The 18,527-nt window shown below is 36.0% G+C and carries 20 protein-coding genes; 11 read left to right on the plus strand and 9 right to left on the minus strand.

The features are described 5' to 3' along the window. Positions 1-42: 42 nt before the first annotated feature. Together ORI89_RS03975 and ORI89_RS03980 are read right to left on the minus strand one after the other, a co-directional pair. Complete coding sequence (locus ORI89_RS03975) at positions 43-1,089, minus strand: FecR family protein (protein WP_268229145.1); 1,047 nt, start codon at positions 1,087-1,089, stop codon at positions 43-45. A gap of 424 nt (positions 1,090-1,513) precedes the next feature. Continuing rightward, positions 1,514-1,984 (minus strand): hypothetical protein, encoded by a 471-nt coding sequence (locus ORI89_RS03980; protein WP_268229146.1) that lies wholly within the window; start codon positions 1,982-1,984, stop codon positions 1,514-1,516. 414 nt (positions 1,985-2,398) lie between these two features. On the opposite strand from ORI89_RS03980, the gene ORI89_RS03985 reads away from it, so the two are divergent. Beyond that, complete coding sequence (locus ORI89_RS03985; protein ID WP_268229147.1) at positions 2,399-2,560, plus strand: hypothetical protein; 162 nt, start codon at positions 2,399-2,401, stop codon at positions 2,558-2,560. Positions 2,561-2,727: 167 nt separating this feature from the next. On the opposite strand, the gene ORI89_RS03990 is transcribed toward ORI89_RS03985, so the two are convergent. After that, positions 2,728-3,372, minus strand: coding sequence for a porin family protein (locus tag ORI89_RS03990; protein WP_268229148.1), 645 nt, complete (start codon positions 3,370-3,372; stop codon positions 2,728-2,730). Positions 3,373-3,446: 74 nt separating this feature from the next. Here ORI89_RS03990 and ORI89_RS03995 point away from each other — a divergent pair, with 74 nt between their 5' ends. The 3 genes from ORI89_RS03995 to ORI89_RS04005 all read left to right on the plus strand — a co-directional run bounded on the left by ORI89_RS03995 (position 3,447) and on the right by ORI89_RS04005 (position 4,462). Next, entirely contained in the window at positions 3,447-3,665 is a 219-nt protein-coding gene (locus ORI89_RS03995) for a hypothetical protein (RefSeq protein ID WP_268229149.1), read from the plus strand. 325 nt (positions 3,666-3,990) lie between these two features. After that, on the plus strand, positions 3,991-4,170 hold the full coding sequence (locus tag ORI89_RS04000) for a hypothetical protein (RefSeq protein ID WP_268229150.1): 180 nt from the start codon (positions 3,991-3,993) through the stop codon (positions 4,168-4,170). A 130-nt stretch (positions 4,171-4,300) separates the two neighbouring features. Then, positions 4,301-4,462: a hypothetical protein gene (locus ORI89_RS04005; RefSeq protein ID WP_268229151.1), complete on the plus strand. Its 162-nt coding sequence runs from the start codon at positions 4,301-4,303 to the stop codon at positions 4,460-4,462. A gap of 571 nt (positions 4,463-5,033) precedes the next feature. Here ORI89_RS04005 and ORI89_RS04010 read toward each other — a convergent pair. Further along, positions 5,034-5,261: a hypothetical protein gene (locus ORI89_RS04010; protein WP_268229152.1), complete on the minus strand. Its 228-nt coding sequence runs from the start codon at positions 5,259-5,261 to the stop codon at positions 5,034-5,036. Between the two features lie 128 nt (positions 5,262-5,389). Between ORI89_RS04010 and ORI89_RS04015 the strand changes: the two genes are divergently transcribed. Then, positions 5,390-6,400, plus strand: a complete 1,011-nt coding sequence (locus ORI89_RS04015) for a hypothetical protein (protein ID WP_268229154.1) — start codon at positions 5,390-5,392, stop codon at positions 6,398-6,400. 9 nt (positions 6,401-6,409) lie between these two features. Further along, positions 6,410-6,667: a hypothetical protein gene (locus ORI89_RS04020; RefSeq protein WP_268229155.1), complete on the plus strand. Its 258-nt coding sequence runs from the start codon at positions 6,410-6,412 to the stop codon at positions 6,665-6,667. A 255-nt stretch (positions 6,668-6,922) separates the two neighbouring features. Here the strand turns inward: ORI89_RS04020 and ORI89_RS04025 are convergent, their stop codons facing one another. Then, positions 6,923-7,486: a sugar O-acetyltransferase gene (locus tag ORI89_RS04025; RefSeq protein ID WP_268229156.1), complete on the minus strand. Its 564-nt coding sequence runs from the start codon at positions 7,484-7,486 to the stop codon at positions 6,923-6,925. Between the two features lie 167 nt (positions 7,487-7,653). Between ORI89_RS04025 and catA the strand changes: the two genes are divergently transcribed. Then, on the plus strand, positions 7,654-8,298 hold the full coding sequence (gene catA, locus ORI89_RS04030; RefSeq protein WP_268229157.1) for a type A chloramphenicol O-acetyltransferase: 645 nt from the start codon (positions 7,654-7,656) through the stop codon (positions 8,296-8,298). Between the two features lie 274 nt (positions 8,299-8,572). Here catA and ORI89_RS04035 read toward each other — a convergent pair whose 3' ends face one another. Next, positions 8,573-9,055: a hypothetical protein gene (locus ORI89_RS04035; protein ID WP_268229158.1), complete on the minus strand. Its 483-nt coding sequence runs from the start codon at positions 9,053-9,055 to the stop codon at positions 8,573-8,575. Between the two features lie 370 nt (positions 9,056-9,425). Here ORI89_RS04035 and ORI89_RS04040 point away from each other — a divergent pair, with 370 nt between their 5' ends. Further along, positions 9,426-10,436: a hypothetical protein gene (locus tag ORI89_RS04040; protein WP_268229159.1), complete on the plus strand. Its 1,011-nt coding sequence runs from the start codon at positions 9,426-9,428 to the stop codon at positions 10,434-10,436. 15 nt (positions 10,437-10,451) lie between these two features. On the opposite strand, the gene ORI89_RS04045 is transcribed toward ORI89_RS04040, so the two are convergent. Together ORI89_RS04045 and ORI89_RS04050 are read right to left on the minus strand one after the other, a co-directional pair. Further along, positions 10,452-11,411: a hypothetical protein gene (locus tag ORI89_RS04045; protein WP_268229160.1), complete on the minus strand. Its 960-nt coding sequence runs from the start codon at positions 11,409-11,411 to the stop codon at positions 10,452-10,454. Continuing rightward, positions 11,368-11,931, minus strand: coding sequence for a hypothetical protein (locus tag ORI89_RS04050; protein WP_268229161.1), 564 nt, complete (start codon positions 11,929-11,931; stop codon positions 11,368-11,370). Before ORI89_RS04050 ends, ORI89_RS04045 begins: the two co-directional genes overlap by 44 nt. A gap of 483 nt (positions 11,932-12,414) precedes the next feature. Here ORI89_RS04050 and ORI89_RS04055 point away from each other — a divergent pair, with 483 nt between their 5' ends. Genes ORI89_RS04055 through ORI89_RS04065 form a run of 3 tightly spaced genes read left to right on the plus strand, consistent with a single transcriptional unit; the run spans position 12,415 to position 18,057 of the window. Further along, positions 12,415-13,422, plus strand: a complete 1,008-nt coding sequence (locus tag ORI89_RS04055) for a hypothetical protein (protein ID WP_268229162.1) — start codon at positions 12,415-12,417, stop codon at positions 13,420-13,422. A gap of 30 nt (positions 13,423-13,452) precedes the next feature. Further along, positions 13,453-16,689 carry a SusC/RagA family TonB-linked outer membrane protein gene (locus ORI89_RS04060; protein ID WP_268229163.1) on the plus strand — a complete coding sequence of 1,079 codons (3,237 nt, stop codon included), beginning with the start codon at positions 13,453-13,455 and terminating at the stop codon, positions 16,687-16,689. Between the two features lie 9 nt (positions 16,690-16,698). Beyond that, positions 16,699-18,057, plus strand: coding sequence for a RagB/SusD family nutrient uptake outer membrane protein (locus ORI89_RS04065; RefSeq protein ID WP_268229164.1), 1,359 nt, complete (start codon positions 16,699-16,701; stop codon positions 18,055-18,057). 63 nt (positions 18,058-18,120) lie between these two features. Here the strand turns inward: ORI89_RS04065 and ORI89_RS04070 are convergent, their stop codons facing one another. Continuing rightward, entirely contained in the window at positions 18,121-18,519 is a 399-nt protein-coding gene (locus tag ORI89_RS04070; RefSeq protein WP_268229165.1) for a hypothetical protein, read from the minus strand. Between the last annotated feature and the right edge of the window lie 8 nt (positions 18,520-18,527).

Here is an 18,527-nt window from a genome sequence, read left to right on the forward strand (position 1 = left end):
GGGGATGCCTAGCATCCTCGGTTTAATGTTACAAGCAGGTTGTTATTTCATAATTTGCCAAGTTTTGTTTTTATCATCATATTTTAATTTTGCATTTGACAGTTCAGCTAAAGTCTCTGCGATTTGGTTTATAGGTGTTTTGTTAAATGTAATCGATAACTTTTTCATTCCTATTTCGGGGGCTACATATATAGAGTCGCCATAAAGCTGTTGTACTTTTTGCGCAATATTGTGTAATGGTTCATTCAAGCAAAATAGAATATTATCTTGCCAGTTGTTTTTATCAAATGAAGAGATTGTCCATTTGTTTTTTTGGAGTTTAGCTGTTTCTCCTTTGGTTAGTTCTATTGTATTCTCATTGTTTCTTCGTATAAATGACTGCAAATTAGCTTTTATCGATAGAGGCTTGCTCCATGTAGATTCATCGACTGAGTTATAAAGTGCAGTAACTTTTACTTTTCCGGAGGAAACGTCAATAAGCTTGTCTATTTCTGAATCAATATTAAATGAGGTTCCTACAACTGTGGTGATGAACTGATCTGTAATAACAAAGAAAGGTTTAACTTTATTAGGGCTAATTTCAAAATATGCTTCACCTTTTAGCTTAACTAGCCTTACGCTGTCTAGGCTAGTTTTTGCATAGTGAATAGTTGAATTTCCATTCATTATTATTTTACTTCCGTCATAAAGTTCGAGACTCTTTTTTTCGCCTTGTCTTGTCTTAATTTCTGCCCATTCAATATTTGATGTTTCAATGTCATTAGTTTTATGTAGAAAAATAAAACCTACAATTGTAAGCATAGCGGCTATTGACAATCCTATTACTGTTTTGTCCCAATTTCGTTTTTTATTGGTCAGTTTTTTCGTTTCTGTTATACTTTCCAGTAGCCTATTCTTTACTTTATCTTTCCTAGGGTATAAATATTTAGTTTCTAAATCTGAGTTTATAAATTTCTGAAAGGTATCATGAAAGGAAGTTAATAACTCCTTAGAACCTTGATATTCCTTGATCAGACTTTTTAGCTTATCAAGTTCAGCGGGCGTAATCGTTCCGGTTTTGAACTTTTCTATTAGTTTTTTTATCTCCATATCCTTACTACCTATTATATATACAGAGAAATTGTTTTGGTAGGGGTGTGTTATTATATTTTAAAATATAATAGAAAAATTAAGAACTTATACACTTATCGGGATGGTGTCTTTATCAAAAACTAACAGATAAAGCGGACAGTTTTTTTAGGGAAGTACTACGTGAGGTATATTATGATTCTACAAAAAATTAACTAGTATACAATCATAATTTATCCTGACAGAAGTTTATTTCTTTTATTAAGGCTTTAAGTGATAATTTATATATGGATTACTTACCTTTTTTTCGCTTTATGTCCGCTTCTCTGTACATCTTTATTTTTAATATAGCGAGGAAATCCGGTCCATTTGCTCGTTTAGCACTCCTGTGTTCATGATTAATTTTTAATTCCAGTACAGTTTTCCGTAATGCGTATAAGCTCTATCATGTTGTCATCTTTACAAGTAGATAGATGATCAGCGTATACAGTGCGTATGAGAGGATAGATATGCCTATCACCTTTAAATACTTCAGGGTGGCAGGCTCATCTCTACTCAAAGTCTTAAGATTTAATACCGTCCCTATAGCGCCAATAAAACCCCCGAGACCACCTCCTATAAACCCCAGTAGCAAAGGTAGAGCGGATAGCGCATACTGGTACCAAGGAAGCTTTTCGGCTGTATTATATTTGATACCATCTATCTCAAGTGGTGGAGACAAGTGAGCAAAGGACAATTTAGGATACATCTTGAGTACCTCTCCGGATTCTGTATGTGCGAGAAAGGGCTTTCCGCTTTCTGAGGAGCGTTCCAATTCTACGCCATCTTTCCATAGTGTTAACGCGCCAGTCCATAAAGACGTTTCTATCTCTAATATAGACTCGGGAAAATGGGGAAGTGTAAATGAATGCCTCATAACCTAGCTAATTCAAGTTTTTGATATGGTTTTGTTATATTACCCAATCGTTGGTAATCGTTTCTCTAAGGTATTCAATGTTTTAATATAATGCAAGTGTAGTATTTAAGCTTATAGACAAAAGCTAATCTGCTTTTTTGTGTTTATATTTGTTTATTAACCCAATATATGATAATTATGCCTAGATCAAGAAAGCATCTCGGTAAGTATGTTGACCCCCCGGACAGACTTTGTCTGGAAGTTTTAGTTTGGTAGGGAAGAGAAATAAAATCCTATTGATCAAATTATCTTAATAGTCTCTTTAATGGATTACTGGCTATATTTACTTAAACACTTGAGTACCATGGATAAGTTTCCGTCATGTTGGATAAACGGATATCTGAACTTATCTGGTTGATTTGGCCAGTTTAATAGATGGAGAAACAGCAATTAGATTCTTGTAAACACATTGATATTCTCTATAAAGTATTTTATCCGATGGCTAATGCTTCTTACATAGCGATGTTGCCTTATGTTTTTAGAGCAATGACCTACTATTCCCGTCCAGCCGTTGTACACTTATCGCTTAAAGTTTAATTCCTTATACGTAAGCTTACATCTTTGAAAGGTTTGTCTAGTAAATAAACGGCAACGCAACATACATAGCTCATTTTGCAATCACATGACCTTGTTGCAATGTGTAAATCAGACTATGTATGTTGTTTTAGCCGTCAATGTTACTTGATAACGCTTGTTGTTTTGACTTAAAGCTGATACCCGATACCAAAAGAAAATGTTCTATTTGATAATTTTCTATCGGAGTCATTACTTGGTGATAGATTGCTTAAACCTAAACCGTAACCTATATTGACTAATAATCCATTGTTCAACTTATAGCCACCAAGAAAATTCAAACCTGCATCTATAAGGTTCATATCTCTTTTACTACCAGTGAATTTTAGGTTTTTATTGCCATTGCTCACCCAATTGTCTATATTACCTTTCGCTTTTTGTTTTCCACTGACATTAAAGCCTATATAAGGACCTGCTCCCAGAAAAAAAGATCCAGATACACCAGTAGGAATATAATAAATTGCATTGACAGGGATTTCTATGGACATAGTGCTCCAAGTGACACTGCCATCCAGATTATTTTTATCAAACTTGTATTTATCACCTTTACCTTGTAAGGATATACCTGGTTGTATAGCTGTATTTTTTGCTATACTAAATTCACTATATCCTGTAATGTAAAAAGATACGTTATTTGTCTGATAGTCTTTAAAATTAGCTTCAGAATAACTGGATTTACCTAGATTTACTCCCCCTTTAACACCATAATTTACCTGACCTATAGCAGCTATGCTTAGGGAACATAATGCCAGGAATGTGACTATTTCTTTTTTCATTTATTTTTTTTAACTAAAATAAGTTATTTTAATTGTTTTTTGTAATTTTTTATAAATATTGTGTATATCAGTTTATGATCCTGATATATGTTTTATCTAAAAGAGAATATGGTCTTGAAAAAGGACATCTAGAATTAGAACAGGAGCGTGCACGTGCCGCAGCTGAGAGAATAGCTAAAGGACGATTTTTTATTCGTAATCTGATCAATCAAACTGATTTTTCTGATCAGCAGATTGCCAGTATGGCCGAGACGACTGTAGGTGTTCCTTGGGTTGTTGCTGTGTGGTGGTAGTGTTAAGCAAGGGGCTGTATGGGTAATGTGCTGGAAATGCTACTGTTTTGCTGCTATGTATCACTCGCTCTCAATACGGAGATGACTTGGAGTCAACACGGACTCACTAGCTCTGAGATACATTTTTAGTCGCTATTATTGCGCTTATCAAAGCTACTAAATATTGTTAGGAGATATACCAATACTTTTGTTTAAAAAACGTAATATAAAGGTTTAATTTACCTCATTTTTAGTATTTTTAAAAAGTTTTCTTTTTATACGAGATAAGGATTTAAATAGTAATTTTGATCAATACATTTATCAAGTGACCGGAGGCACAATACAAATGGGTGTAATAGAGACAATCAAAAGACAGGAAAGAGAAAAAGGCCTGCAAAAAGGTAAAGCTGATGGAAAAAGAGAAGAAGCTATCGCTATCGCTTTAGAGTTTAAGAAAATGGGTTTGCCTATTGCTGATATTGCTAAAGGTACGGGCTTGTCTATAGAAGAAATCGAGAAGCTCTAACGAGAGCATCAGCAAAAAAATATACATAGCCGTTCAGTTTATTGAATGGCTTTTTTTATAGTTTTATTTTTAGTTCGGTGTTTTTTTTTGATTCTGATGTAGCTACTGGTTGATTTGGCCAGTTTAATAGATGGAGAAACAGCAACTGGATCCTTGTAAACACATTGATATTCTCCATAAAGTATTTTATCCGATGGCTAATGCTTCTTACATAGCGATGTTGTCTTATGTTTTTAGAGCAATGACCTACTATTCCCGTCCAAGCGTTGTACACTTAACGCTTAAAGCTTAACCCCTTAGACGTAAGCTTACATCTTTGAAAGGTTTGTCTAGTAAATAAACGGCGACTATGATAGACTTTGTTACTAGCTTCAAAAACCTGCTCATATATAAGACCTACAGCTATGTTTTGGTAGTATAAATAGCCGCTAATGCTGAGAATCTGGCCATTCGCGCTACATTCATAGCCACTAGCGCAACATACATAGCGCATTTTGCAATTACATGGACTTGGTGTAATGTCTAAATCAGACTATGTATGTTGTTTTAGCCGTCAATGTTATTTACATAGCGCTTATTGTCTTTTACATAGCGCTTGTTGTCTTGGGGTTTGTGCGCTGGTGTAATTACAAGAACGGCCGAACGTTGCAAAATGGAGCAAAGAATTGTTCATTGAGGGCTAAGTATGTTTACTTAGCAGACAAAATAGTATACTTAGGCGGCTAAGTCATTGTACTTGGCCGCTCATGTAACGGCCTTACTCTTCATGTATGTATTCAAAATGGACCATTTAGTACAGATAGCTTCTTTTTAAGTCTGTTTTATGAGTAATAATCGTTGAATGGCGGTTTAAAAGTATGTCGTTATTGATGATCGGTACAGACTTTTAGGCTCATCCTTGGGTGCTCCTTGGGTTGTTGCTGTGTGCTGGTAGTGTTAAGCAAGGGCTTACTGTATTCAGGTTCTCGCTTTCTTTCATTAGTGATTGTGGCATGGAGTAGTTTAGCTAGTTTTTTAACAGCTACGGTAGCTCCCTCAATAGTTCCTTTTTTTTCTATAAAATCCGGATGGATGTGAAGTATAATATGCAAATAGCTTTTGTGGAGGATGTAGTGCTCATTTAAGGAACTTATTTTAATTACGTGTTTGCTAAAATATTTGGTAATTAGTTTTCTATTTACTATCTTAGTGTTACTAATTATAAATAAATCAGTTAATTATGTCTAAGGATAGCAAGCAATCTGCAGGTCGTGGCTCTGCTGAAAAAACCGATATTCCGCACCGTAAGAACGACGAGTTGTTGAAAGGCATCTTTAAAGAGAACTTTCCCGATTTTCTTCGTTTTATGTATGCGGAAGCCGATCAGCTGTTTGATTTTCCTAAAGGTATCACCTTTCTGGATAAAGAGCTTTTAAAGATTATCCCCGACCGGGATCGCAAGAGTAGCACCCGTATTGCCGATCTGTTGGTTAAAGTTTACCTACTCGATGGTGCCGAGCGCTGGCTCCTCGTGCATACTGAAATCGAGGGTGGGAGCGACCCTAACTTTTCTTTCCGTATCTTCCAGTACAACTACCGTATACTGGATCGTTACCAAGTACCTGTTGAAACTATCGCCATTTTTACGGGAGATGATAAGCAGGTTCGGTCCGGCAAGTACGTATACGATGGTATAAAAACGTCGCACCATTTTAACTATCTTTCTTACCACATTTTAGACCACGAGGAGGGAGAGCTTCTTGCTATGGACAATATCTTCGCCTATATCGTGCTGGCTTGCCGTAAAGCTTTGCTTGAAGGTAAAGTGCCAGAGGAGGAACTTGCGGCCGATCGCAGCACGATAGCCCGTGCTTTGATCGATACGCAGAAATACGATAAAGATCGGATTATCAGTTTTTTAATCTTCTTGAAAAACTTTATCTTTATCCGTGATAATGAAATAAACAGTATCTTTGATACATATATTTATGAAGTGACAGGAGGAACTATTGACATGGGAGTACTAGAAATCGTAAAAAGACAAGAAAGAGAGTATGGTCTAGCAAAAGGTCTTGAAAAAGGTCGTATTGAAGCGCGTGCACGTGTAGAAGCTGAGAGAATAGCTAAAGAGCGATCTTTTATTCGCAATCTGATCAATCAAACTGATTTTTCAGACCAGCAGATTGCCAGTATCGCCGAGACAACTATAGCTGTGGTTGAGGGTGTTCGGGCTGAGATTGCTAAGAAGTAGAGCCTTGACATGGGAGTACTAGAAATCGTAAAAAAACAAGAAAGAGAGTATGGTCTAGCAAAGGGGCTTGAAAAAGGGCTTGAAAAAGGGCGACTAGCGTTAGAAAGAGAGCGTGCACGTGCGGAAGCCGATAGAATAGCTGAAAAACGCTCTTTTATTCGCAATCTGATCAATCAAACTGATTTTTCAGACCAGCAGATTGCCAGTATCGCCGAGACAACTGTAGCTGTGGTTGAGGGTGTTCGGGCTGAGGTAAATAAGAAGTAGCCCGATATAGGAGGTGCCGGTTTATTTATTAATGAAAGAAAAGAAGCTCTAACTAGAGCTTTATTATAATACTATTGCAAAAACCGCTTGTTATTTAAACAGGCGGTTTTTTTTATGATTGTTTTGAGTTTCACTGTATCTTATTTTGGTACGCTATTTTTCGCTCTGGGTATGTGTGTTCTTTTATCCGTACTATAGGCATATAATTGTTTGCAGTCTAAAGTGGGTATGGAGTCTTGTAAAGGATCTTTTTTATTATTCAATCTTTTTAATAATTTTCGCAGGAATGCCGCCCACAACTGTATTGTCGGGAACATCTTTTGAAACCACTGCACCCGAAGCTACAACGGAATTTTCACCAATGGTTACTCCTTGCAGAATAGTGGCTCCTGCACCAATCCAAGCATTCTTTTTGATATGGATAGGTTTCGGCACGAGGGCATGTCTGTTTTCGGGTTCTATGGGGTGTCCTTCCGACAACAGGCTTACTTTCGGTGCTATCAGTACGTTGTCCTCAATGGTAATTCCACCTAAATCCAAAAAAACACAATCGAAATTGATGAATACGTTTTTTCCGATTTTTGTGTGCTTTCCGTAGTTGATATACAAAGGCGTGAAAACGGCAACGCTTTCGTCTATTTCAGTCGCTGTGATCTGGCTCAACAACTCCCTTATTTCTTTCGGGGCTGTTGCGTTGTTCATCTGTATCAATAATTCTTTTGTCTTGTTCGATGCTTCACGCATTTTATAGGCTTCGGGGTCGTTTGGTGAAATGGTTTCGCCATTGCGTAGCCGTTTAAATATATCTATTTTTTGCATTGTATTATTTTTATAATGTAAAGTTAAAAACAAAACTTTACAACAGTTTTGATTATTATCGCATAAGATGTTTGATGTAGACTTTATCGATTTATACTCTCGTAGTATCTTTTTTATCTTTACAATGGACAAGTAACCTTATTTTTGTTAGGAATAAATAAATAACAATGAATTATAAAAAGTTTGATATTGAATCCTGGAATAGGAAAGAGCATTTTTATCATTATAAAGATCAATTGAGATGTAGCTTTAGTTTAACAACGAAAATAGATATTACCGAAGTTATTGCATTTATAAAGGAGCGCGGATATAAGTTTTATCCCGTCATCATTTACTTAATTGCCAAAGCAGTTAATAAGCATCCAGAGTTTAAATTTGCTATGAAAAATGGTGAGTTAATACAGTGGGAAACCGTAAATCCTGCTTATACAACAATGCATGCTGAAACGGAGACCTTCTCAGAATTGTGTACGCTTTATACTGATGATTTGAAGGCTTTTTTAAAAGAGTACGATAAAGTTCAAGAAAAGTATAAGGGAAACTATGCGCTATCTCCTCAAAAAGGTATAGATAACATTTTTAATATCTCTATGTTACCTTGGATTAGTTTTGATGGTTTCAATCTAAACCTACCTGATCTTGGAGAATATTTTGCGCCTATTTTTACTCTTGGTAAATATATGAAAAATGCAGAGCAAGTATTAATGCCTCTTTCTATACAAGTTCACCATGCTACTTGTGATGGACTTCATGTTGCTAGATTATTAGATAGTTTACAAGAATTATGTGATAATATAAAAGATGGTAACTAGCTAAGATTTGAATTATAGCTCTTAAAGATTTAATTTTCCAAGAGTTTCAAACTCAAAAAAATTGAATTAAATAGATCGCCGGGAATTTTTTTAACAACAAATGGAAATTTTCTTCATATGCTTACTTAATAAGCTGTTTTTCCATTGATTCGCTTGTAGCTATCTATAATTCTATATTAATTAAAAATAAAAGGAACTTTCAAACGGCTTAAATGACGCCAATAACTTTCTGCTTGATAAAGTATGCAAATAACTCAGTGCGTTGAATGCTTGCTTAAATTTCGGACTTTACTATTTTTATTATTCTATCTTTATTTCTGTACTCTTCTGAAGAAACATCCCATACTAAAGAGCTATTATATAGAACGGATTTACAATACATAGAATTACCCGAATTTATATAAGAAAGATCTAAAGTGTCTATTGTGTTTTCATTGAATTGTAATAATATTTTTTGATTTTTTAAACCTTCTGATAAAGGGGGGAATATTCTAATAATAGTATTATTATTGGTGGTGTATGTTGTATAACCATTTTTTGCGTCAAGATTTGGTTTAAAGATAGGAATCTTATTATTTTCTTTATACTCAAATAGTGTTAGTCCATTCTGATCAAGTAATTGTTTGGTGATACTTTCACCTTTATTATCAACAAAATCAATATCTATATTAATGTCAATAAATTTTGAAGAAATATCTTTTTCTTTTGAACAAGAAATAAATATTGTAGTTGCAACTACAATTATTGGATATATCATTATTTTAAACATATAACTAGTTATTTATGTATTACACCAAAAATAAGCTTATTATTAATAATAAAGGCTTATTTTGTCATGTAGTAAAATGATAATTTAATAAACCACGAGAATGCTCCTTCTTCTAATAAAAAATTCTTTTTTTCAAATTCGAGCACTACTTGAGTTAAGTCATTGACATTCTATCCTGTTACTTGCAAGTGTCTATCGATGATATCTTTTCCGGTAGTTGTCTCGTTTATTATTTTTCTTTACTTGAAGTAATGTTCATTTAAGGAACTTATTTTAATTGCGCGTTTGCTAAAATATTTGGCAACTGGTTTTCTATTTACTATCTTAGTGTTACTAATTATAAATAAATCAGTTAATTATGTCTAAGGATAGCAAGCAATCTGCAGGTTGTGACTCTGCTGGGAAGCCCAATATTCCGCACCGCAAGAACGACGAGTTGTTGAAAGGCATCTTTAAAGAGAACTTTCCCGATTTCCTGCGTTTTATGTATGCGGAAGCCGATCAGCTGTTCGATTTTCCTAAAGGTATCGCCTTTCTGGATAAAGAGCTTTTAAAGATTATCCCCGATCGGGATCGCAAGAGTAACACCCGTATTGCCGATCTGTTGGTCAAAGTTTATCTACTTGATGGTGCCGAGCGATGGCTCCTCGTGCATACGGAAATCGAGGGTGGGAGCGACCCTAACTTTTCTTTCCGTATCTTCCAGTACAACTACCGTATACTGGATCGTTACCAAGTAGCTGTCGAAACTATCGCTATTTTTACGGGAGATGATAAGCAGGTTCGCTCCGGCAAGTACGTATACGATGGTATAAAAACGTCGCACCATTTTAACTATCTTTCTTACCATATTTTAGATCACGAGGAGGGCGAACTTCTTGCTATGGACAATATCTTTGCCTATATCGTGCTGGCTTGCCGTAAAGCTTTGCTTGAAGGTAAAGTGCCAGAGGAGGAACTTGCGGCCGATCGCAGCACGATAGCCCGTGCTTTGATCGATACGCAGAAATACGATAAAGATCGGATTATCAGTTTTTTAATCTTCTTGAAAAACTTTATCTTTATCCGTGATAATGAAATAAACAGTATCTTTGATACATACATTTATGAAGTGACAGGAGGCACTATTGACATGGGAGTATTAGAAATTGTAAAAAGACAAGAAAGAGAGTATGGCTTAGCAAAGGGTCGTATTGAAGAGCGTGCACGTGCGGAAGCAGAGAGAAAGGCTGAGAGAATAGCTAAAGAACGATCTTTTATTCGCAATCTGATCAGTCAAACTGATTTTTCAGACCAGCAGATTGCCAGTATCGCCGAGACAACTGTAGCTATCGTTGAAGATGTTCGTGCTGAGATTGCTAAGAAGTAGAGCCTTGACATGGGGCTATTCGTTATTATTTATCCATTCAATAAACTCATCGGTATCCACGATATTCCAAGAGTGCGGATTCCTTTCGTCCGTTTGTATTCTCATACCCTCTATCTTACTGAGCACAAGTTCAATGTTGACATCAGAATAGGTTCGTTTTAAAAAGTTTACATAAACGGACTGATCCAATAAGTTCAAATCCAGTAGGTCTCTTTTACGGTTTTCCATCTGCCATTCAAGGGCAGGTTCACTATAGATTCTTATTTTGACACCTTTTATGATTGGAGGGGCAATAGACGCAATGTTATTGATATTAACTAACGATAGGGAGGATAGTTTTTCACTATCTAGGTGTCCAATTTCCTCTACGAGCACCTCTTTTATAAAAGTTTCATCATATTTAGCTTCCGATGCTAGCAGCCTATTTAGATCCAATGGTGGATCTATGGCGAAGACATGGCTAATGTTCAACTCTTTCATTGGACTATCTTTACTTGTACAAGCTTTGAGGACTCTTGTGCCACCTATTGAAAAGCCACCTAATATTACAGGTATATCCTGTCGTAAATTTGAGGTTTGAATGTACTGTTTAATTAATCTGCTTAATTGAAGGACGGACTTCGAAGAGAGATCAAAGCGATCTCCTTTTTGAGAAAGCACAGGGATAATCACAGCATAGTTTAAGTCATTAAGGAGTTGGGGTAGGCTTGATTCAAAGAAAATAGAAAAGGGATGGTCATACAAACCAGGTATTAAGACCGCCACACCCTTTGCCTCGTTTGGTCGAGGAACATTAACTGTATAGTTGAAGTTTTCTAGGAGAGTAGAGTCGCTTTTTGTCAGACTCTGAGGAAGTTGCGCTAGACAGTGACTTGCAGTAAAAGCTAAAAAAACCACTAAAATTAAGTTTTTAATAACCATAGTTGAATTATTATAAATAGTAAATATTAACTTTTCTAGTGCCGTATTCTCCATTTTTCTTCTTTATAGGTGCAACTTTACTTTTAAGAATATCTTTCTTTACAAAATACTTTAGATAAGATTTTAATAGGTCTGGATCGATATCTCTATCCAATTCAATAAGGGCTTCGCTTATTTCCCAAGTGTAACGTGGTTCACTAAAATACCCTTTATAGATCAAATTTGTTTTTATAAATTCAGAATCTTTATTTTTCGACCATAAATCTGAGAAATACTGTTTATTATTTATGTTTTCTTTTTTAAACTGAGATAGAGTTGTTGATTCACGAATAGAGGAGGGGATTTTAATATTAAGATTGAAAATAACGCTTCCGTCAAAATCCAATGCTTTCCCAATTGAATTAGCTAAATCTTTTGAAAGTGGTTTTCTAAGAGATAATACTGCATAAAAAATATCAATAGATTTTTCTGTTAATACAGCAATACCCTTTATTTCTAATTGTGAGTATTCAAGTATCAATAGCAATCTTTCGGATATAGTTTTGTTATAATTATCATTTGCTTCTCGATCCATAACCTAATTGAGTTAAAATGTTTGGAGAAAAATTTGACAACCAAGTATTAATTACTATATTTGAATAGATATTAAAGTGAGTATTTAATTCAGAGTCTTGCAACTACATTTTCTCACGCCGTAACGCAAGGCAGTAGTTTAAATACCCATATCTATTCTTATAATGGCAATTGCTTATATTTGCATATTAAGATAGATGTGGGGCTACTGTAAGTCCGTGTTACGTAAGGCGTGAGAACTGAAAAGTAGTTACGGTTTGTAGCCCCATATGTATCAAAGAGCTACTCTCCAACAAGACTCGTTAACCAATAGCGAGTATGAGCTTAAAACAATTTCTTCAAAACATTTTTTGCCCTCCAGAATAATGGAGTGTCGTAGTCTATTTGCTAAACTACGATGATGTATTCCTATGGAAGAGGGCGCCCCGATATAGGATTTTTATTTTTTATAAACCATTTATGAATTTTATAAATCTATGTTACTATGATGCGATTTTTACGCAAAGGGGAATGTTATGCCCTTTCAGAACCTAGAAAGAAAAGATATTACTTATCTATAAATAGCTTTCAATGTTTATTGCTGTCTCTCAGCGCAATTTATTATCAGTTTAGTTGTAATGTTCAGAAGTCCCGCGCCCGCGGGACAACTGGCTATGCCGTGGATAGAGATAATAGGGTAAGGGGGGCTTTAGCAATAAAAGAGAGACTGCTTCGCATTGCTCGCAGTGACGGAAAGGTATTATTAACGATATTTTGTGTGTTGTTTAATTTTGCTTCTATAGTAGAAGCAAAGGCTCAGGAGCTCCGCCCAGGCGGGGCGACTGTTGCTACAGAAGAGTGTTTAATATCCAAAGGAGCAAGTTACAATCATTCTCTTTTGAAAAATGTTCGGAGCATCCCTTTAATGTCTAAGAAATATTATAATGAAGCAATAAAGAGATATCCTAAGGCTGATTTGTATAAGTATCCTATGGCAAGATACGACATTGATGAGGAAAAAATTCCTTGGTTAAAAGATGGTGACTTGCTGCCTGAGGAGGTATTGGATTTGCCTTTATGGGTTGTTAACGATCAGTATGGTAGAGATACTATCACACTACGTTCGGAGATGGATAAGAAGTGGATTATTATTCACTCATGGTTTGAAAGTTGTCCGCCCTGCGTTCATGGTATGAAGAGATGGGAGACTTTAGCTACAGCCGAAGCAGAACATTTTAACCTGATTGGTGTATTCACCAGTCTTTATCCGCATCGTGCTGCCTTTGAATCTAGGAGATTTGGTTGGCAGAGTCCTCAAGTTATAGGAGAATCTATGCAAATATTGAGAACTGCGCTTGCTCGTAATCACTATAGTTCAGGCTCAACTATATGGATTAAGAATGGCCGGGTTTTCGGTTCTTCAGGTATAAAATTGACGGAAGAAGAGAAAGTGAAAATTTTACACGGTGAGCTAAATCATATTCCGGAACATGCTAAGTGGGTAATGAGATAATAAACAGCCTATTTATTTAGAATACTAAAAATGAGATTATATATATTATGGCTTTGTTTATTGATAACAAGCCCAATATACCTTTGGAGCCAGCAAGATAAAAAGTTGGTGAAAGGTGAGTTGATGGATGGTAATGAAAATCCCGTATCTAATGCCACTGTTTATGGCGTGCTGACTAAAAGTAAAACGATGAGTGATAACGAGGGAAAGTTTGAATTATGGCTTATTGAAGGAGATACACTGCATATAAGTGCTGTTGGTTATGCACCGCTCGAATATGTCAGCAAAACCGATGAGAACATGCTGAAACTCATATTGCATAAAGTGAATATGGAGATCGAGGAAGTAGTCGTGAATACAGGTTATGAACAGTTAAAACCCAATGAGGTGAACGGATCGGTAACGGTAATTAGTCGGGAGATGTTAGAACTACAGAATGGAACCAACATACTAGAGCGATTGGACGGGGTGAGTAATGGGTTTAGTTTCCTGATTGGTAAACGAAGCACTAATGCACAAAGCAAGAGTGGTATTACGGTTCGAGGGCATAGCACGATCAATGGTCCGCTCGATCCTTTAATTGTTTTGGATAACTTCGTTTATGAAGGGGATATTGAAAATATCAACCCTGACGATATAGAATCAGTCACTATTTTGAAAGATGCTTCCGCAACCTCTATTTATGGTGCTAGAGGAGGGAATGGTGTTATTGTAATTACAAGTAAACGAGGCAAATTTAATCAACCCGTGCAAGTTGACGTTAGAGTTAGCAACTTAATTACAGATATACCAGATTTAAGTAAGTTCAGAGATATGGATAATAAAGACTACATAGAGATAGAGCGGATGCTCTACGATAGAGGTAACTTTAATTCTGATATCAATAGAATAACAAAACCCGCATTGACACCTGTAGTAAATATATTGAATAAAGTAGATAAAGGGTTGGTAAGTTTAGAGGAAGCGGAAAGTCTTATTAAACAATACGAAAATGCAGATTTTTTGAAACAGTATAAAGAAGCATTTTATAAACGGGGACAGACACAACAGTATCATCTGGGTGTTCGGGGAGGCTCGGATAGGCAGAGTTGGGCTTTTTCAGCCAATCTGAACGATGTAAAAACAATAACAAGTGATAAGCAGCAGCGTTTGAATTTACATCTTTCCAACCGGATGAAATTAGCAGATTGGATCAATATAGGTGTTGATGCGCAGTTGAATAAACGGAATAATAAAACAGCAGTTACGCCTTCTATTAATGAGTTGCAGAGATTTGGTTCACGGAGCTCGGTGCCTTATGTTTTACTTTTTAATGAGCAAGGACGAGAGATGCCTTTTGAAAGGTACAATGGTGTGTATCTGGATACGGTAGGAAAGGGAAGGCTTGAAGACTGGAATTACTACCCTGTAAGTGATAGAGGTTTGCAAATAACCGATCAAAATAGTCAAGAACTTATAGGTGTTTTTGATGTTCAGGTGCAGCCTGTTCAAGGCATGCAAGTTATGGCTTCTTATCAATATCAGAGGCAGGTATCTGATATAAATAGATTTGAAGATAGGAAGAGTTATACAATGCGTGATATGATTAATCGTTTTGCGCAGATTAATGAGAATACAGGAACTGTAAGCTACCCCGTAGCTAATAGAGATAGGCTTCTTGTACAAAACAAGAATATTTTCTCCCAACAATTTAGGTTACAGGGAAACTATGCAAAAAAATGGGATGAGCACAGTATCACTAGTATATTAGGCTTCGAGGCAAGAGAAGCTAAAAATTGGGGTACAAATGCTACTTATTACGCCTATAATTCAGATCCATTGTCTTATGCTTCTCCGGATAGAACCACCTCTTTCACGGTGCGTCCGGCAGGATCTACACGGATTGGTGATAGCCCTTTTCCAGACTCAGAAAGGATTAATCGATTTGTTAGCATTTATGGAAATGGACAATACAGTTTTAGAGATCGTTATAGTGTGAGCGCAAGCTTTAGAAGAGACGGCTCCAATATATATGGTCTGACGACCAATGATAAGTGGAAGCCACTATGGTCTATAGCAGCAGGCTATGAACTGTCAAAAGAACCGTTCTTTCACTCTGATATCATCGACTATTTAAAGATTCGTGCTAGTTTAGGTTATTCGGGTAATGTGGATATCAGTAGGTCAGCATTACCTGTCGCTAGCTTTTCTACAGGAGAGGCTGCTTTAGGGTCTTTGCCTATTGCTTCTATTATTACTTTAAACAACCCTTCTTTACGTTGGGAGCAGGTGCAACAGGTCAATTTCGGATTAGATTTTAAAATATGGGATAACCGTTTTTCAGGATCAGTAGAGTATTATTTAAAAGAATCCACTGATTTATATGGACCTAGTGCTTATGATTATACTGTTAGAGGGATTTCCTCTACGATGGAAATGAATGCTGCAGACTTATCTGGTAAAGGAGTAGATGTTTTGTTAAAAGTGACACCAGTGAAGAGAACAATCATATGGAATAGCTCGATGATATTTAATTATAACACATCTAAAGTAAAGAAGTATCATTTATCGGCTAGTGATTATCAAAGCCATTTGTATAATTCTATAGGTGTAAATGGAGATATAATTCGTCCGACAGAGGGGAGACCACTATATGAGCTAGCGGCTTATAAATGGGGTGGGTTAGACTCAGAGGGGAATCCTTTAGGTTACTTAAATGGAGAGTTGAGTAAAGATTATGTGGCTATTCGAGAGGATGTACGAATTAAAGGGGAAAATAGTAGTTCAGCATTTTATGTAGGAACAACAGTTCCGCTATACTTTGGTTCTTGGTATAACGATGTGAGTTATAAAAATTTTAGTGTTTCTTTGAATATAACATATAGAGCTGGCTATTATTTTAGAAGAAATAGTATTTATTATAATGGTTTGGTTGGTGGTGGTGGAGGTCATCGAGATTTCGGAGATCGTTGGCAGCAACCAGGCGATGAGTTAAGGACTAATGTGCCAGCTTTTATATTTCCGGAAGTACAGGAAGGTAGAGATGAACTGTATTGGGGTTCGGAACACTTGTTAGAAAAAAGTGATCATGTTCGCTTACAGTTTATTAACCTCTCTTATACTTTGCGTAAGACGCACCGTTATATGCCAAAATATACTAGATTATTTGTGAATGCTTCTAATCTAGGCATCATTTGGCGAGCAAATAAACATAAGCTCGACCCAGATTACCCATATAGTATCAGTCCTAGCCGGACTTTAAGTTTAGGATTATCTGCTAATTTTTAAATATAAGTTATGTTAAAAATAGTTCAAACCTTATTGATAATAGGGATAGTGTTTTGCCAGTGGTCATGTAAGGACTATTTGGATCTAAAAAGTGATAATACGTTGCTTGTACCTACAAGCTTGAATGATTTCCAAGCTTTGCTCAATAATCCTGTTAACATGAATAATGGGACGACCCCATCTTTGGTTGAAGATTGGGCTGATGACTATTTTGCTTTAGCAAGTCGAGTTGAGCTTTTTGATGTTCAGATTCAAAATAGATATGTTTGGGAAATTGATCAACTTTTATATCCTAATGATTGGTCTACGTGCTATAGGCCTATATATTATGCTAATTTTTGTTTGGAGGGCTTACCAAAAATAGAGAAAACAGATATTAATAAAGCTCAGTATGATAGAATAAAAGGAACCGCTCTGTTTTTTAGAGCTTATTTCTATTTAAAGCTTTTATGGACATTTTCTCCTGCTTATGATGAGGCGACATCCACTACAGATTTGGGTATAGTGCTGAAAGAAGATACGGATTTTAATACTCGCAGTGTACGCTCGAGCGTGGAAGAAGGGTATCAAAAGATGTTGAAAGATGCGCAAGACGCTCTTGCATTGTTACCTGTTTTATCTGATATTCCGACACAACCGTCTAAAGTAGCTGCACATGCGTTATTGGCTAGAGCTTATCTATCTATGAGAAAATATGATAAAGCGTTATTTCATGCCGATGAGACCCTTAAGATAAGTGATGATCTGATGGATTATAATAAGCCTGAAGATGGTGTTGAGACAACGGCTACTATACCCTTACAGAAGTATAATAAAGAAACTATTTTTTATAGTGAAATGAATAGTTATCAAAGTATTTTTTTCATGAGTAGCAATGGAGGACGTATCGATACAGTATTATACGCTAATTTCGGAGAAAATGACTTACGTAGACAGTTTTATTTTGTAAAGTCTGGTGATTATTACCAAAATAGAGGTATTTATACCGGTGCAAATTTTAGATATTTTTCAGGATTGGCTTTTGATGAGGTTTACTTAATTCGTGCGGAATGTAAAGCTAGGTTGAATGATATGGAAGGAGCAATGGAAGATTTGAACCATTTGTTACAATATCGATATGATAATAAGGTGGCTTTTTTGAGGAAAGTAGCATTTGATTCGAAGGAAGCTTTAGAGATAATACTTTTAGAACGTAGAAAGAGTTTGATATTTAGAGGTCTGCGCTTGGTGGATATAAAACGATTGAACAAAGAAGGTTATAATATAAGTATAAAGCGATTTTTAGGAGATAAAGAGTATAATCTATTACCTAATGATTCAAGAATAGTTTTTCGATTACCTGATGATTTAAAACCATTTGTAGATTAATGAAATACAGCCCTACCTGTGAGTAGGGCTGTTCTTAATAAAGAAATAAAAACTCACTCGCTACTAAGGTGTAGCGCGATTTACTGGATTTGAGTAGCCTATAGCACCTGTATCGTCAACTCGAAATAAGGTAGGTGTGCTTGAGGCAGAACTTGTCTGGAGTTTAACCTTCATATCATCAAGCTCTAAACCCAGTTCACCTATTGTGTTAGCCTTAGGAACCTCAATAGTACAAGCAAGAACATTGTCAGGACTTGGGCAAGGGGCGCTAGTGGGTTCCCAATGAGCTACATTCTCCACATTCTGTTTTGAATAGGGATCAGCAATATTGCCGGGTTTATACTCAAAGAATAATGTCTCGTCAGTTGTTTTCTCCAACCCAAACGACATTAACGATAATGATGCGATGGCTATAGCTGCTACAGCCACTGCATGTTTTAAGAAAAAAGTTTTCATTTTCATGTTGTATT

Origin of the sequence: Sphingobacterium sp. UT-1RO-CII-1 (genome assembly GCF_026711005.1) — a bacterium.
GTDB lineage: Bacteria > Bacteroidota > Bacteroidia > Sphingobacteriales > Sphingobacteriaceae > Sphingobacterium.